The organism is Nocardioides sp. (assembly GCA_037045645.1).
Classification (GTDB): Bacteria; Actinomycetota; Actinomycetes; order Propionibacteriales; family Nocardioidaceae; genus Nocardioides.
In genome coordinates, this window is record JBAOIH010000001.1 from 1,018,796 (window position 1) to 1,032,968 (window position 14,173).

Genomic DNA, 14,173 nt, shown 5'->3' on the forward strand with positions numbered 1-14,173 from the left:
TCCTGATCCTGCTCACAAGCATGGTTGTGTGCAACTGAATATCGGCCGATGCCCCTATGCTCCCGGCGTGAAGAAGACTCTCGCGACCCTGGCCGCAGCCACCATGATCGCGACCCTGGGCGCCCAGGCGCTGGCAGCGCCCGCGCGTACGTCCCTCGACCCCTACTTCCCCCTCGACGGCAACCCGGGGATCGACGCGCTGGGCTACCGGGTGAAGGTGGCCTACGACTTCGACTCGCGCGTGCTGCGCGGCACCACGCGGATCCGGCTCAAGGCGACCCAGGACCTGTCGGCGTTCAACCTCGATTTTCTCCTCGACGTCGACAGTGTGCGCGTCGATGGAGCCAAGGCTGCCTTCCAACGCCAAGGCACTCACGAACTGACGATCACACCGGCGACCGCGCTGGCTGCAGACAGCACGCACACGGTGGTCGTGCGCTACGCCGACCGGCCCGGGCGACACCACTACGCCGGGGAGCAGAACTGGAACGCGAACCGTCGCGAAGTGGTGGCGATCAACGAGCCGCACATGGCGCCGTGGTGGTTCCCGAGCAACGACCACCCAAGTGACAAGGCGCTGATGGACATCACGGTCGCAGCACCCGCCGGAATGCAAGCCATCGCCAACGGGCGCCAGGTCTCTCGCAAGAAGCACGGCCAGAAGACACTGTGGAGGTGGCGTTCGTCCCAGCCGATGGCCACCTATCTGGCCTTCTTCGCACTCGGTCATTTCCAGATCGAGCGCGGCACGGACGCGGGCGTGCCGTGGGTAAACGCAGTGTCGCGCGGGCTCGGCAAGACGCAGAGCAGATTCGCGCTCAAGTGGTTGCGGCGCACTCCCACGATCTTGCGTTGGCTGGTCAAAGAGCTTGGCCCGTACCCGTTCGACTCAGCCGGTGGCCTTGTGACGTCCCTCGGCTTCGGCTTTGCGCTTGAGAACCAGACTCGGCCGGTCTATCCCTGGGCCGGCACCGAGGACTGGCTGCTCGTCCACGAGTTGGCGCACCAGTGGTTTGGCGACTCGGTGTCTGTCAGCAAGTGGCAAGACATCTGGCTCAACGAGGGATTCGCCACCTACGCCGAACAGCGCTGGGCAGAGACCCACGGGGGAGCGACCGCCGACAAGTGGCTGCGCCATCAGTACGAGGTGCTCAGCGCGGGCAACGAGTGGTGGCGGATCAGTCTGGCCGACCCTGGAGCGGAGAACATCTTCGAATCGGCTATCTATCTGCGCGGCGGGATGGCGCTGGTGGCGTTGCGTCGCGTGATCGGCCCCGACACGTTCGCGAACCTGCTGCGGACCTGGGTGTCCGATCACCGACTGGGACACGGCACGACCGCGGAGTTCCAGGCTCTGGCCGAGCAGGTGTCCGGGCAGGACCTCGACGCGTTCTTCGCCGTGTGGCTGGCGGGCGCGACCCCGCCCCCCGACACCGCGGCGTACGGCCTGGGCTAACTGTGGTGGATCTGGTGCACCTGGTGCATCACATCCACCACAGTCCTGGCGGCGTTCGTTCAACTCGCCCTGTCGAACCAGGCCGACACGTCACACCCCGGACCGCAAGCCTGCGGGCGGCGCTCCCAGCCCCGACGGGCCAGGAGCACCGCGATCTTGCCGGCGGTCGAACACGGCCGCTCGTAGACCTGGCCCCAAGAGATCCGCCGGGTGTCGAAGCCCGAAACCGCCGCATCCAGATCCCGCTCGAAGTCTCGCTCTCGGTCGGCGACCGAATCATGGTCGAGCCTTCCGTCGAGTTCGATCAACAAGTCGAAGTCGTAGGCCGCGTCGCGATAGAGCAGTCCCTGAGTTGATGTGCCGGGGAGTTGACGCGAGGCGACCGGCAGCCCGTGCGCTCGCTCGACGAGGGTCAAATAGCCATGCTCCAGAACCGAGCACGTCCCCTCGTCGATGTCCTTGAGCACCGCGGTCAACCACGCGCGGCGGCTGGCTCGTGGTCGCGCGTCGAGGACTTCCAGCAGGCGACCCGCGGTCGTACGCCTGCCCTGCACCGCTCTGCTCAGCACGGCGATGGCGTCGAGGTCTGTCGCGCTCCGGATGGCGACCTCGAGCGCAGCATCGTCATAGCGCATTCTCGGCGGCCCGAGATTCCATTGGACTCGCTCATGGAAGCGAGGGACCCGATGCACCTGCACGCCGAGGGGTGCGACGACGTGGCGCGCCCGGTCGACTCCGACCTGGAGCAGCGCTGCTGAGTCGCCGCGCCGACCCGGACCCTCGTACGCCCGCAGGGCCGAACCATGCACCAAAGCGGCGGGCCACACCGCGAGTACGCCGGCCCATGCGGATTGCAGCCACGATGGCTCACCCGTGTGATCGAGGTAGACGCCGGGATGCACCCGGTTGAGCAACCGGTTGCGCACGAGCCGCTGCACATCGGCCGGCCGATATCCGCATTCGTCGAGCTGGGCTCGTCGCACCACGCCAGCCTGCTCGCTGAGCAGTGTGTCGAGTTGAGGCCGAAACTCCATCTCTGGAGCCTGCGCAGCCGAGCCGGAACTAACCCACCGAGAGATCACCCTGTGGAAAACGAGGAGTGTGGTGGATCCGACGCACCAGGTGCACCAGATCCACCACACTCCCGCCGTTGGCGCGCCAGATCAGGCTTTGAGTCCGCTGCGGACTCAAAACGCCAGCCGGCCAGACCCAGACTCAGACTCAGACTCAGGCCGATGGCCCATGGCCGATGGCCGATGGCCGGTGCCGCAGCCGCACCGACAGGCAGGTCACGCAACCTTCGAGTTTCTCGAACTCGCTGATGTCCACGGCGATCACGTCGAGCCCGCGATCCTCGAAGAGTGCGCGTGATCGAGGAGCCGCAGCCGACATCAGCACGCGCTCGCGACCATCGGCTCCCGCTCCGAGGAGCACCACGTGTGCCCCGGGCTCCTCGGGCATGCCGACGAAGGAGTCCCACACAGAGGGATCATCTACGACCGGCGCATACCCGATCACCGTGCCGTCCGGCAGTGCCGTGACGGCCGACTTCAGGTGCAGGACGCGTGTCAGCGAGACCGTGATCACCGCAGCGCCGAGCGGAGCAAGGTGAGCGGCCAACTGCGCGATCCCTTCGGGATTCGTACGCCCGCCGTGCCCGACCCACACGGTGCCGTCGTACTTGAGCACGTCACCACCGTCGAGTGTGCCCGGGGTCTCGATCCGCGCGATCCGGTAGCCGAGCGAGCGCAGGGTCGCTTCGGTCGCCTCCACCTCCGGCTTGCGCTCGTCAGCTCCTGGACGGGTGATCACGGCCAGATCGCCGTACATCACTACCGTGTCCTCGACGAAGGCCGCGTCCGGGCAGCCGTCGGCCGACGGCACCTCGATGGTCTCCCAGCCCGCGTCCTGGAGAGCGCTGACGTACGCCTCCCACTGTGCGAAGGCCAGGTCCACGTCGACCGGCGCGCGTTCGAGATGGGTCAGCAGGCCCTCGGCGAGACGAGGGGAGGGGCGGCGTACGAGGGCCTGGCGATTGTCCATGCGCCCATCGTGCCGCGTCCGCATCACCGCGGACTAGTGTCCACCGACCAGTGGCGCCATCAGCCGGGCCAGCACCGAGCGGCGGCGCGTCAACCGCTCCTCCGCGTCGGCGAGAGTCATCGCCCGCAGACCCGTGTTGACCCCCAGCCAGCGCAGTGGTTCGGGCTCCCAACGCGGTGAACGATGCCCGACCCACGGCAGCCTGGTCAGCTCCGAGGGGCGGCCCAGGATCAGGTCGGCCAGCGTCCGGCCGGCCAGGTTGGTGGTCGTCACCCCGTCACCCACATAGCCACCCGCCCACGCGATCCCGGACCCGCGATCGAGACCGACCGACGCGATCCAGTCCCGTGCGATGCCGAGCGGGCCGCCCCAGGCGTACTCGATCCGGGCTGACGACAGCGCCGGGAAGAGGTCCACGAGGGTTGAACGCAACGACGCGAACACGCGGGGCTCGCTGTCGTACGACGCTCGCACCCGCGAGCCGAAGTGATAAGGCGCGCCACGACCACCGAAGACCATCCGGTCGTCGGCCGTGCGCTGGCCATAGATGATCAGGTGTCGGTGGTCGGAGAACGTCTCGCGACGGGCCAGTCCGATCTCGTCCCAGACCGCGGCGGGCAGTGGCTCGGTCGCGATGATCAGCGAATACACCGGTGCGATCGCGCGCCGTGCCCCCGCCAGCGACGGCGTGTAGCCCTCCGTCGCCCGCACCACCACCTCGGCCTTCACCGTGCCGTGCGCCGTCACGGCGCGGCCGGGCTCGATCGCGGTGACGCGGGTGCGTTCGTGGATTACGCCCCCGCGAGCCTCCACAGCCTCGGCGAGCCGGGTCGCGAGCAACAACGGGTGGATCGCGGCACAGTGCGGGGTGTACGTCGCCCCGAGCGTCTTCGACGCGCGCAACCGGGCGCGGGCCGAGGCAGCGTCCAGCAGGATCGGATCGTGCAGACCCCACGAGCGGGCGTACGCCACCTCGTCCTCAGCGCGCCGCAGTTGTGCGCCGCTGCGCGCCAGCACGATCGTGCCGCCCCGCGCGCACGGCACCCCCCATGAGGCGCAGCGAGCGGTCACCTGGTCGACGGAGTCCACCATCGCGTGGTGCAGGCCCAACGCGGCCGCGCGCGAGGAGGAAGGCAGCGCCGCCATCGTGGTCAACGAAGCGGGGAAGAGCGCGGAGGCCCAACCGCCGTTGCGTCCCGAGGCTCCGAAGCCGACGCGTTCGGCCTCCAACACCATGATCCGCAAAGTGGGATCCTGCTCCAGCAGTGACAACGCGGTCCACAGGCCCGTGAAGCCGGCTCCTACGATCGCGACGTCGCAGTCGCGATCACCCGACAGCGGTTCGCGCGCAAGATTGGGCAGGTCCGGGTGCGCGGACCACAGCGAGGTCAGCGCACGCCCCAGGAGTACGTCTGCTTGACCAACTGCAGATACATGAACGTCTCGGTGGTCTCCACGCCCTCGATGGCGCGGATCTTGTCGGAGATCAGGGTCAGCAGCGCCTCGTCGCTCTCGCAGACGGCCTCGACCAGCAGGTCGTACTTGCCTGCCGTCACCACGACGTAGTCGACCTCGTCCAGGTCGGCGATGTCGGCCACCACGCGTGACAGCGAGCCTCGCACGGTCACCCCGATCATGGCCTGCCGGGCGAAGCCGAGCTCGAGGGGGTCCGTCACCGCGACGACCTGCATCACGCCGGCGTCGGTGAGTCGCTGCACGCGTTGCCTGACGGCGGCCTCGGAGAGGCCGACCACCTTGCCGATGGCGGCGTACGAACGTCGACCGTCCTGTTGAAGTTGCTCGATGATGGCCTTGGCGACGTCATCGAGATGGGGTCGGGAGCGCTCAGGCACGGTGCCATGGTGGCACATTCGACGACCCCACCTTCGAAATCGTTACTTTTCCCAAACGATCACTGCGGAATCCTTGCCGTGACGGGGGTCACGTGCGACGATCCAGCCCAGACTGTCCGAGGCCACCTGTTCGTGAGGTTCAGGAACCCGGCCCGGCCACTCGGGAAAGGGTTGGGCATGGGGAGGCTGTCGCGCCGCACGTTGCTTCGGGGCGCGGGTGGTGCCGCCTTCGCAGCCGGCAGTCTGGCGGCCTTGAAGTTGCCGTTCTTCGACACGCCGAGCGGGGTGCAGGATCCCGCCAAGTGCATGGCCAGGGACGTCTCCGAGTCCAGCAAGAGGCTCATCGTCAGCAACTGGCCGGCGTACATCGATCCGCGCAAGAAGCAGAACGGCACGTTCCAGACCTTCATGCGCGAGACCGGCATCGACGTCACCTACAACGATGACGTCAACGACAACACCGATTTCTACGCCAAGATCAAGAACCAGTTGAGTTCGTGCCAGCCGGTCGGCCGCGACATCATGATCGTCACCGACTGGATGGCCGCGCGCCTGATCGACCTGGGCTGGATCCAGCCGCTGGACCTGTCGAAACTGCCCAATGTCACGGCCAACCTGCTGCCGACGCTGAAAGGCAAGGCTTGGGATCCCCAGGACAACCACCACGTACCGTGGCAGAGCGGGTTCACCGGAATCGCCTACAACTCCAAGGTCACCGGTGAGGTGAGCAGTTTCGCCGAACTCCTCGATCGCAAGGACCTCAAGGGCAAGGTCACGTTGCTCACGGAGATGCGCGACACGATGGCGTTCGTACTCAAGGTGATCGGCGCGGACCCGGAGAAGTTCAACGACGACGAGTGGAAACAGGCCATCGAGCGGCTGGAGAAGGCGGTCAAGGACGGTCAGGTCCGGGCGTTCAACGGCAACGACTACCTCAACGACCTGGCGTCGGGCAACACGGCAGCATGCGAGGCCTGGTCGGGTGACGTCATCGTCACCCAACTGGAGAACCCCGACATCAAGTGGGTGCCGATGCCCGAGGAGGGCCTGTCGTTCTGGTCCGACAACATGATGATCCCCAACATGGCCAGTCACCAGGCTAACGCCGAGAAGTGGATGAACTTCTATTACGAGCCTGAGATCGCCGCGAAACTGGCGGCCTGGAACTACTACATCTCCCCGGTCGAGGGTGCCTTGGAATACATGAAGAAGATCGATCCTGAGGCGGCCGAGAGTCCGCTGATCTTCCCCGACAAGGAGGTCTTGGCTAACACCTTCGACTTCATGGCACTCGACGACCGACAGACCACTGAGTACGAGAGGGACTGGGCCAATGTCCAAGGCGGCTGACGAGATGGAGTCCAACACCCGCGACGGGTCGTACGCAGGGCTGCGGATGCGCGCACTGACCAAGGAGTTCGCCAACTTCACGGCCGTACGCTCCCTCGACCTCGACATTCCGGCGGGGTCGTTCTTCGCGCTGCTCGGGCCTTCTGGTTGTGGCAAGACGACGACGCTGCGGATGGTGGCGGGTCTGGAGACTCCGACGTCTGGCTCGATCATGCTCGGGGATCAAGACATCACCTACGCCAAGCCCTACCAGCGCCCGGTCAACACCGTCTTCCAGAACTACGCGCTGTTCCCGCACCTCGACATCTTCGAGAACGTCGCGTTCGGGCTGCGTCGGCGCAAGGTCAAGGATGTCGAGACGCAGGTCAAGGAGATGCTCGACCTGGTCGAACTCGGCAGCCAGGCTCGCAAGAAGCCGGCTCAGATGTCAGGTGGTCAGCAGCAGCGGGTCGCGCTCGCGCGCGCGTTGATCAACCGGCCCGAGGTGCTGCTGCTCGACGAGCCGCTCGGTGCGCTCGACCTCAAGTTGCGCCGGGCCATGCAGATCGAGCTCAAGCGGATCCAGACCGAGGTCGGTCTGACCTTCGTCCACGTCACCCACGACCAGGAGGAGGCCATGACGATGGCCGACACCATCGCGGTGATGAACCACGGCGTGATCGAACAGATGGGCGCTCCCGAAGAGCTGTACGAGAACCCGCAGACGACCTTCGTGGCGAACTTCCTCGGTCAGTCCAACCTGATCGAGGCCGATGTCAAGAACCGTTCCGCCGACGTCGTCACGGTCGACATGCACGGCATCGACGTCTCGATCCCGGCCCAGCGGGTGCACGCCGAGGGCGACCAGGGGTGGGTCGGCATCCGACCCGAGAAGGTGCTGATCGGCGACGAGGGCGAGGCGCTCGACGCACCGGGCAACACCGTGCCCGGTGGTGTGGTGACCGACGTGTCGTTCGTCGGGGTCAGCACGCAATACCTCGTACGAATGCCGTGGGGCCAAGAACTCCAGGTCTTCGAGCAGAACACCGGTCGCCGCCGGATCTTCGCGGTCGGCGACAAGGTGGAACTGTCCTGGCGTCCTGAGTACGCCTTCCTCCTCGACCACGCCCAGGACGCCAATGCCGGCGCCGACCTGGGTGACGACTGAGGAGTAGACCATGGCCGAGATGGTGCGCCGCCGGGGGAGGACCGGCTATCTGCTGCTGATTCCTGGGCTGGCATGGCTGATCATCTTCTTCCTGATCCCGTTCTACTCCCTGGTGGCTGCCAGCCTGTACGGCCCGAACGGGTCGGACGTGCGCGGCTACAAGATGACCTACCACTGGCAGAACTACCGGCAGGCGCTGATCGACTACGGCAAGCCCACCGGCTACGACAATGTGCAGGTCTGGCTGCTCGCCTTCCTGCTCGGCTCGGTTGTCGCTGCCCTCCTGGTGGTGCTCTTCGGGCGCTGGGGACTCGGCCCCGCAAAGCATCCCGAGATCACGGGTCGAGTTGCTGTCTCTCTGGCTGCCAGCATCGTCGTGGTGGGCCTCGTGATCGCGTTCTTCCTCTACCCGCTCCTGCACGGCATCGCCGGCTCCAGGGGGGAGAACAGTCTCAGCCCGTTGCTGCGTTCGCTGGTCTACGGCGCCATCGCAACGGGGCTCTGCCTGCTGCTCGGCTTCGTGCTGGCGTACGCCATCGCCTTCAAGGCGGGACGCTGGAAGAACCTGATGCTGGTGCTGGTCATTGCGCCGTTCTTCACCAGCTTCTTGGTGCGTACGTTGTCGTGGAAGTTGTTGCTCGGAGACGGCGGCTGGATCGTCGGCACCCTGAAGGCGTTGCACATCCTCGGCGCGGACGGACAACTGCTCTACACCCCGATCGCGGTGATCGCGGGGTTGACCTACAACTTCTTGCCGTTCATGGTGCTGCCGCTCTTCGCGAGCCTCGACAAGATCGACTACCGCCTGATCGAGGCGTCGCGTGATCTCTACGCCAACCCGATCGTCGGCTTCTTCCGCGTGACCTGGCCGCTGGCGCTGCCCGGCGTCATCTCCGGCACCCTGCTCACCTTCATCCCGGCGGTCGGCGACTACATCAACGCCGAACTGCTGGGTTCCACCAAGACCCGGATGATCGGCTCGGTGATCCAGAGCCTGTTCACCGACGCCAACGACTACCCGGCAGCCAGCGCGCTCTCGGTGATGTTGATGGTGCTGATCGTCGGCATGGTCTTGGTCTATGTCCGCCGCGCGGGAACGGATGAACTGCTGTGAGGTGGCTACGCGAACGGATCGTGCTGATCCTCGGACTGGCGGTGTTGTTCTACACCTTCGTGCCGATCTTCGTGGTCGTGCTGATGAGCTTCAACAAGCTCCCCAGCGAGCAGAGCAAGATCTATGCGTTCAACAAGTTCACCCTCGACAACTGGCTCAACCCGTGCGCCGATCCCTCGATGTGCAGCGCGCTGGTCAAGAGCCTGGAGATCAGCGCGTTGGCGACCCTGGTGGCGACGATCCTGGGCACCTTGATGGCGTTCGCCCTCGTACGCCACGAGTTCGCCGGGCGCTCGCTGATGAACCTGACGATCTTCATGCCGATGGCCTCGCCCGAGATCGTGATGGGCTCCTCGCTGCTCGCGCTCTTCGTCGCCTCGGGCTTTGCCGGCCAGTTGGGCTTCTGGACGATCCTGATCGCGCACATCATGTTCTGCCTGTCCTTCGTGGTGGTGACGGTGCGAGCTCGCTTGGCCGGCATGAACGACACGCTCGAACAGGCCGCGATGGATCTCTACGCGACCCCGGCCCAGACCTTCTGGAAGGTCACCTTCCCGCTCGTCTTCCCCGGCATCCTGGGTGCCGCGTTGCTGGCGTTCTCGCTGTCGTTCGACGACTTCATCATCACCAACCTCAATGCGGGCAACACCACGACCTTCCCGATGTACGTCTGGGGTGTCGCGCGCAAGACCGTGCCGATGCAGATCAACGTGATCGGCACCGTGATGTTGCTGATCTCGATCACGATCGTGCTCATCGGCGAGGCCAACAATCGGCGGCGGCAGCAGGCGAGCTGACATGTCACACCCGGCTCTGGCCGGAGCCAAGGCGGGGGTCTACTGGCTCGATGATCCGGCGCGCCCCGAGCCGACCCCGCCACTGCGGGGCCATCGCCACGGCGATCTGGTGGTCGTGGGCGGAGGGTACGCCGGTCTCTGGTCGGCTCTGCGCGCGGTCGAGCGCGAACCAGGCCGCGACGTGGTGGTGCTGGAGGCGGCTCAATGCGGGTGGCAGGCGTCGGGGCGCAACGGCGGCTTCTGCTCGGCCTCCCTGACCCACGGGTACGCCAACGGGGTGGAGCGCTGGCCCGACGAGATTGACACGCTCCAGAAGATGGGTGCGCGCAATCTCGACGAGATCGAGGAGACCCTCGAACGTTATGGCATCGACTGTGGGTTCGAACGCACCGGCGACCTGATCGTGGCCACGCAGCAGCACCAACTGCGCGATCTGGCTGACAGCGTCGAGGAGTTGCGGGCGGCCGGGCAGGACGTACGCCTGCTCGACGCCGCCCAGACTCGCGCCCGGATCGACTCCCCGACGTTCTTGGGTGCCTTCTTCGACCCGGAGGAGACCGCGTTGGTGGAGCCGGCTCGACTGGCCTGGGGGCTGAGGGAGGCCTGCCTGCGCGCGGGCGTACGCATCTTCGAACAGACTCCCGTGACCGGCGTGCACACCGACGGCGCCGGTGTCGAGGTGACCACGCGGGGTGGTTCGGTGAGTGCTCGTCAGGTGGTCTTGGCGACCAACGCGTTTCCGTCACTGTTGCGTCGACTCCGCCTGATGACGGTGCCGGTCTATGACTATGTGCTGATGACCGAACCCTTGTCGCGGGGCCAGCGAGACGCGATCGGCTGGCAGGGGCGTGAGGGGCTGTCCGATTCGGCCAACCTGTTCCACTACTCCCGGCTCACCCGCGACGGCCGGATCCTGTGGGGTGGCTACGACGCGGTCTACCACTTCGGCTCGCGAATCGACCCGGCGCTGGAGTACGACGGGCGCACCCACGACCTGTTGGCCCATCAGTTCTTCGAGACGTTCCCGCAACTCGACGGCCTCGGCTTCAGCCACCGTTGGGCGGGCGTGATCGACACCTGCACCCGCTTCACCGCCTTCTACGGCACCGCGCTGGGCGACCGGGTGGCGTACGCCCTGGGCTTCACCGGTCTGGGTGTCGGCGCGACCCGCTTCGCCGCGGATGTGATGCTCGATCTGCTCAGCGGGCACGAGACGGAACGGACCGCGCTGCGGATGGTGCGCGAGAAGCCGCTGCCGTTCCCGCCGGAGCCGTTGCGCGCATTCGGCATCGGCCTGACGCGGCGAGAACTCGAACGATCCGACAACAACGCGGGCCGCCGCTCGCTGTGGCTCAAAGGGCTGGACGCTGCCGGCCTGGGCTTCGACTCCTGAGAGGAACCGACGATGAACGACCTGATCACGCATTGGAGTGGTGGAGCGCCGTGGACAGGCGCCGGAGAGCGGCGCGGAGACGTGTACGACCCCGCGACCGGGCAGGTCACGCGCGAGGTCGCGTTCGCGAGCAAGGCCGACGTCGACGAGGTGGTCGCCCAAGCGGTGACGGCCGGGCAGTCGTGGGCGCAGACGTCGCTGTCGGGGCGTACGTCGGTGTTGTTCGCCTTCCGTGAGGCGTTGTCACGGCGTCGCCACGAGTTCGCCGCCGCGATCACCGCCGAGCACGGCAAGGTGCTGGACGACGCTCTGGGGGAGGTCCAACGCGGTCTGGAGGTCGCGGAGTTCGCCTGTGGTGCGCCGCACCTGCTCAAGGGTGCGTTCAGCGAGCAGGTGTCGGGCGGAGTCGACGTGCACTCGATCCGGCAGCCCCTCGGTGTGGTCGCGGTGATCTCGCCGTTCAACTTCCCGGCGATGGTGCCGCTGTGGTTCGTGCCGATCGCGATCGCGTGCGGCAATGCGGTCGTGCTCAAACCGTCGGAGAAGGACCCGACCGCGTCGGTGCTGCTGGCGCAGTGCTGGCAGGAGGCGGGACTGCCTGCGGGTGTCTTCAACGTCGTGCACGGCGACAAGGAAGCCGTGGACTCGCTGCTCACCCACCCCGACATCGCTGCGGTGTCCTTCGTCGGTTCGACCCCGATCGCGAAGTACGTCTACGAAACCGGCACCGCGCACGGCAAGCGGGTGCAGGCCCTCGGCGGCGCCAAGAACCACATGGTGGTCATGCCCGACGCCGACCTGGAGGCTGCTGCGGATGCGGCCGTCTCGGCTGGGTTCGGCTCGGCGGGGGAGCGGTGCATGGCGATCTCGGCGCTGGTGTGTGTCGACCCGGTCGCGGACACCCTGGTCCCCCTGATCGCCGAGCGGATGGCAGGTTTGCGTACGGGCGACGGTCGCCGAGGTTGTGACATGGGCCCACTGGTGACCGGCGCCCACCGCGACAAGGTCGCGTCGTACGTCGAGGGTGGCGCCGACTCCGGCGCCGAGTTGGTGGTCGACGGTCGCGATGTCGAGCCCGACGGCGAGGCTGACGGGTTCTGGCTCGGGCCGACGCTCTTCGACCGGGTCCAGCCGGGGATGGCGCTCTATGACGACGAGATCTTCGGCCCGGTGCTGTCGGTGCTCCGCGTGGGTTCCCTCGACGAGGCGATCGAGGTGGTGAACGCGTCGCCTTACGGCAACGGCACCGCGATCTTCACCGCATCAGGTGGCGCCGCACGTCGCTACACCCACGAGGTGAGCGTCGGGATGATCGGCGTCAACGTCCCGATCCCGGTGCCGATGGCGTACTTCTCCTTCGGGGGTTGGAAGGACTCCCTCTTCGGCGACACCCACGCGCACGGGATGGAGGGGATCCACTTCTTCACCCGAGGCAAGGTCGTGACCACCCGGTGGTCCGAGCGCAGTTCGGGACTGGATCTGCAGTTCCCACAGAACCGGTGAATCAGTTCTGAAATCAGTTCTGAAATCAAGTTCCGGGAGGGCGACTCGATGTCACCCTCCCGGAACTGGCCCCCACGTCGCTCCCCACGGCACGTGGACTCATCCCACCCCTGGCCCGGTTGTCCTCACATCAGCGCTGCCGCCTTGTCGAGGACCGTACGCAAGATCTGCTCGATCTCGTCGAAGTGCTCCTGGCCGCACACCAGTGGCGGCGACAACTGGATCACCGGGTCGCCTCGATCGTCGGCACGGCAGTAGAGCCCCTCGGCGAGCAGTTGCTTGGAGACGAAGCCATAGAGGATGCGCTCGCACTCTTCGGCGTTGAAGGTCTCCTTGGTGGTCTGATCCTTGACCAGTTCGATGCCGAAGAAGTAGCCCTCGCCGCGCACATCGCCCACGATCGGCAGGTCGCGCAGTCGTTCCAGAGTCGCGCGGAACGCCACAGAATTGGCCTGGACGTGGTCGAGGATCTTCTCGTCTTCGAAGATCTGCAGGTTCTTCAGTCCCACCGCGGTGGCCACCGGGTGCCCGCCGAAGGTGTAACCGTGCGCGAACACTTCCGCACCCTTGGAGAACGGCTCGAAGAGCCGATCGGAGGCGATCATCGCGCCGAGCGGGGCGTACCCGGAGGTGATGCCCTTGGCGCAGGTGATGATGTCGGGTTCGTAACCGAACTTCTCGGCACCGAACATCGTGCCCAGCCGGCCGAACGCGCAGATCACCTCGTCGGAGACGAGGAGGACGTCGTACGCGTCGCAGATCTCGCGGACTCGCTGCCAATAGCCGGGCGGGGGAGGGAAGCAGCCGCCTGCGTTCTGCACCGGCTCCAAGAACACCGCGGCGACCGTGTCCGGGCCTTCGTTCTCGATCGCGACCGCGATCTGGTCGGCGGCCCAACGGCCGAACGCCTCGGGATCGTCGGCATGGATCGGTGCTCGATAGATGTTGGTGTTGGGCACCCGGAAGGTCGAGGGCACCAGCGGCTCGAACTGCTGTTTGAGGCTGGGCAGGCCGGTGATGGACAGCGCACCCTGCGTGGTGCCGTGGTACGCGATCGCCCGGGAGATCACCTTGTGCTTGAGCGGCTTGCCGGTGACTTTGAAGTAGTTCTTGGCCAACTTCCACGCCGACTCGACCGATTCGCCACCCCCGCTGGTGAAGAAGACGCGGTTGAGTGAGCCCGGAGCGTGGGACGCGATCTTCTCCGCCAACTCGATCGCTGCCGGATGGGCGTACGACCACAGCGGCATGAAAGCCAACTTCTTGGCCTGGTCGGCGGCGACCTGGGCGAGATCCTCACGTCCGTGGCCGAGTTGGGACACGAACAGTCCGGCGAGCGCATCGAGATAACGTCGGCCCTGGACGTCGTAGACATAGACGCCTTCGCCGCGCTCCATGATCGGGATCTCGACCGAGGCGTCATGGCGGGAGAAGTGCAGCCAGAGGTGATCGTGCGCAGCGCGCTGCAGCCGCTCGTAGTCGTGGTCGGACATGGCCTCGGGCACAGATGCTCCTGA

Annotated in this window: 12 protein-coding genes; 7 read left to right on the top strand and 5 right to left on the bottom strand. The window is 66.3% G+C overall.

Annotated features, from left to right (window positions below; translation table 11 throughout):
* Window positions 1-67: 67 nt before the first annotated feature.
* Window positions 68-1,456 (top strand): M1 family metallopeptidase, encoded by a 1,389-nt coding sequence (locus tag V9G04_05000; GenBank protein ID MEI2712655.1) that lies wholly within the window; start codon window positions 68-70, stop codon window positions 1,454-1,456.
* A 59-nt stretch (window positions 1,457-1,515) separates the two neighbouring features.
* Here V9G04_05000 and V9G04_05005 read toward each other — a convergent pair whose 3' ends face one another.
* The 4 genes from V9G04_05005 to V9G04_05020 all read right to left on the bottom strand — a co-directional run bounded on the left by V9G04_05005 (window position 1,516) and on the right by V9G04_05020 (window position 5,352).
* A complete protein-coding gene (locus tag V9G04_05005) occupies window positions 1,516-2,490 on the bottom strand; it encodes a type IV toxin-antitoxin system AbiEi family antitoxin domain-containing protein (protein MEI2712656.1) in 975 nt (324 codons plus the stop codon).
* 193 nt (window positions 2,491-2,683) lie between these two features.
* On the bottom strand, window positions 2,684-3,499 hold the full coding sequence (gene ddaH / locus V9G04_05010; GenBank protein ID MEI2712657.1) for a dimethylargininase: 816 nt from the start codon (window positions 3,497-3,499) through the stop codon (window positions 2,684-2,686).
* 33 nt (window positions 3,500-3,532) lie between these two features.
* Window positions 3,533-4,903, bottom strand: a complete 1,371-nt coding sequence (locus V9G04_05015) for an FAD-binding oxidoreductase (GenBank protein MEI2712658.1) — start codon at window positions 4,901-4,903, stop codon at window positions 3,533-3,535.
* Window positions 4,888-5,352, bottom strand: a complete 465-nt coding sequence (locus V9G04_05020; GenBank protein MEI2712659.1) for an Lrp/AsnC family transcriptional regulator — start codon at window positions 5,350-5,352, stop codon at window positions 4,888-4,890. Before V9G04_05020 ends, V9G04_05015 begins: the two co-directional genes overlap by 16 nt.
* A 177-nt stretch (window positions 5,353-5,529) precedes the next feature.
* Here V9G04_05020 and V9G04_05025 point away from each other — a divergent pair, with 177 nt between their 5' ends.
* From V9G04_05025 to V9G04_05050, 6 genes are read left to right on the top strand one after another with little or no spacing between them, the layout of a single operon-like run.
* Window positions 5,530-6,702 carry a spermidine/putrescine ABC transporter substrate-binding protein gene (locus V9G04_05025; protein MEI2712660.1) on the top strand — a complete coding sequence of 391 codons (1,173 nt, stop codon included), beginning with the start codon at window positions 5,530-5,532 and terminating at the stop codon, window positions 6,700-6,702.
* The gene (locus V9G04_05030; protein MEI2712661.1) at window positions 6,686-7,849 is read left to right on the top strand and encodes an ABC transporter ATP-binding protein; all 1,164 of its coding nucleotides are present in this window, start codon (window positions 6,686-6,688) and stop codon (window positions 7,847-7,849) included. The genes V9G04_05025 and V9G04_05030 overlap by 17 nt, the downstream gene beginning before the upstream one ends.
* A gap of 10 nt (window positions 7,850-7,859) precedes the next feature.
* Entirely contained in the window at window positions 7,860-8,963 is a 1,104-nt protein-coding gene (locus V9G04_05035) for an ABC transporter permease (GenBank protein ID MEI2712662.1), read from the top strand.
* Window positions 8,960-9,760 (top strand): ABC transporter permease, encoded by an 801-nt coding sequence (locus V9G04_05040; protein MEI2712663.1) that lies wholly within the window; start codon window positions 8,960-8,962, stop codon window positions 9,758-9,760. Before V9G04_05035 ends, V9G04_05040 begins: the two co-directional genes overlap by 4 nt.
* Before the next feature lies 1 nt (window position 9,761).
* Window positions 9,762-11,153 carry an FAD-dependent oxidoreductase gene (locus V9G04_05045; protein ID MEI2712664.1) on the top strand — a complete coding sequence of 464 codons (1,392 nt, stop codon included), beginning with the start codon at window positions 9,762-9,764 and terminating at the stop codon, window positions 11,151-11,153.
* A 12-nt stretch (window positions 11,154-11,165) separates the two neighbouring features.
* Window positions 11,166-12,656: a CoA-acylating methylmalonate-semialdehyde dehydrogenase gene (locus V9G04_05050; protein MEI2712665.1), complete on the top strand. Its 1,491-nt coding sequence runs from the start codon at window positions 11,166-11,168 to the stop codon at window positions 12,654-12,656.
* Between the two features lie 125 nt (window positions 12,657-12,781).
* Here V9G04_05050 and V9G04_05055 read toward each other — a convergent pair whose 3' ends face one another.
* Complete coding sequence (locus V9G04_05055) at window positions 12,782-14,149, bottom strand: aspartate aminotransferase family protein (protein MEI2712666.1); 1,368 nt, start codon at window positions 14,147-14,149, stop codon at window positions 12,782-12,784.
* Window positions 14,150-14,173: the final 24 nt, after the last annotated feature.

What these genes read in the sequence shown, in the direction of transcription:
- V9G04_05005 (MEI2712656.1), bottom strand. Translation starts at nt 2,490, where the DNA reads ATGGAGTTTCGGCCTCAACTCGACACACTGCTCAGCGAGCAGGCTGGC.
- ddaH (MEI2712657.1), bottom strand. Translation starts at nt 3,499, where the DNA reads ATGGACAATCGCCAGGCCCTCGTACGCCGCCCCTCCCCTCGTCTCGCC.
- V9G04_05025 (MEI2712660.1), top strand. Translation starts at nt 5,530, where the DNA reads ATGGGGAGGCTGTCGCGCCGCACGTTGCTTCGGGGCGCGGGTGGTGCC.
- V9G04_05030 (MEI2712661.1), top strand. Translation starts at nt 6,686, where the DNA reads ATGTCCAAGGCGGCTGACGAGATGGAGTCCAACACCCGCGACGGGTCG.
- V9G04_05035 (MEI2712662.1), top strand. Translation starts at nt 7,860, where the DNA reads ATGGCCGAGATGGTGCGCCGCCGGGGGAGGACCGGCTATCTGCTGCTG.
- V9G04_05045 (MEI2712664.1), top strand. Translation starts at nt 9,762, where the DNA reads ATGTCACACCCGGCTCTGGCCGGAGCCAAGGCGGGGGTCTACTGGCTC.
- V9G04_05050 (MEI2712665.1), top strand. Translation starts at nt 11,166, where the DNA reads ATGAACGACCTGATCACGCATTGGAGTGGTGGAGCGCCGTGGACAGGC.
- V9G04_05055 (MEI2712666.1), bottom strand. Translation starts at nt 14,149, where the DNA reads ATGTCCGACCACGACTACGAGCGGCTGCAGCGCGCTGCGCACGATCAC.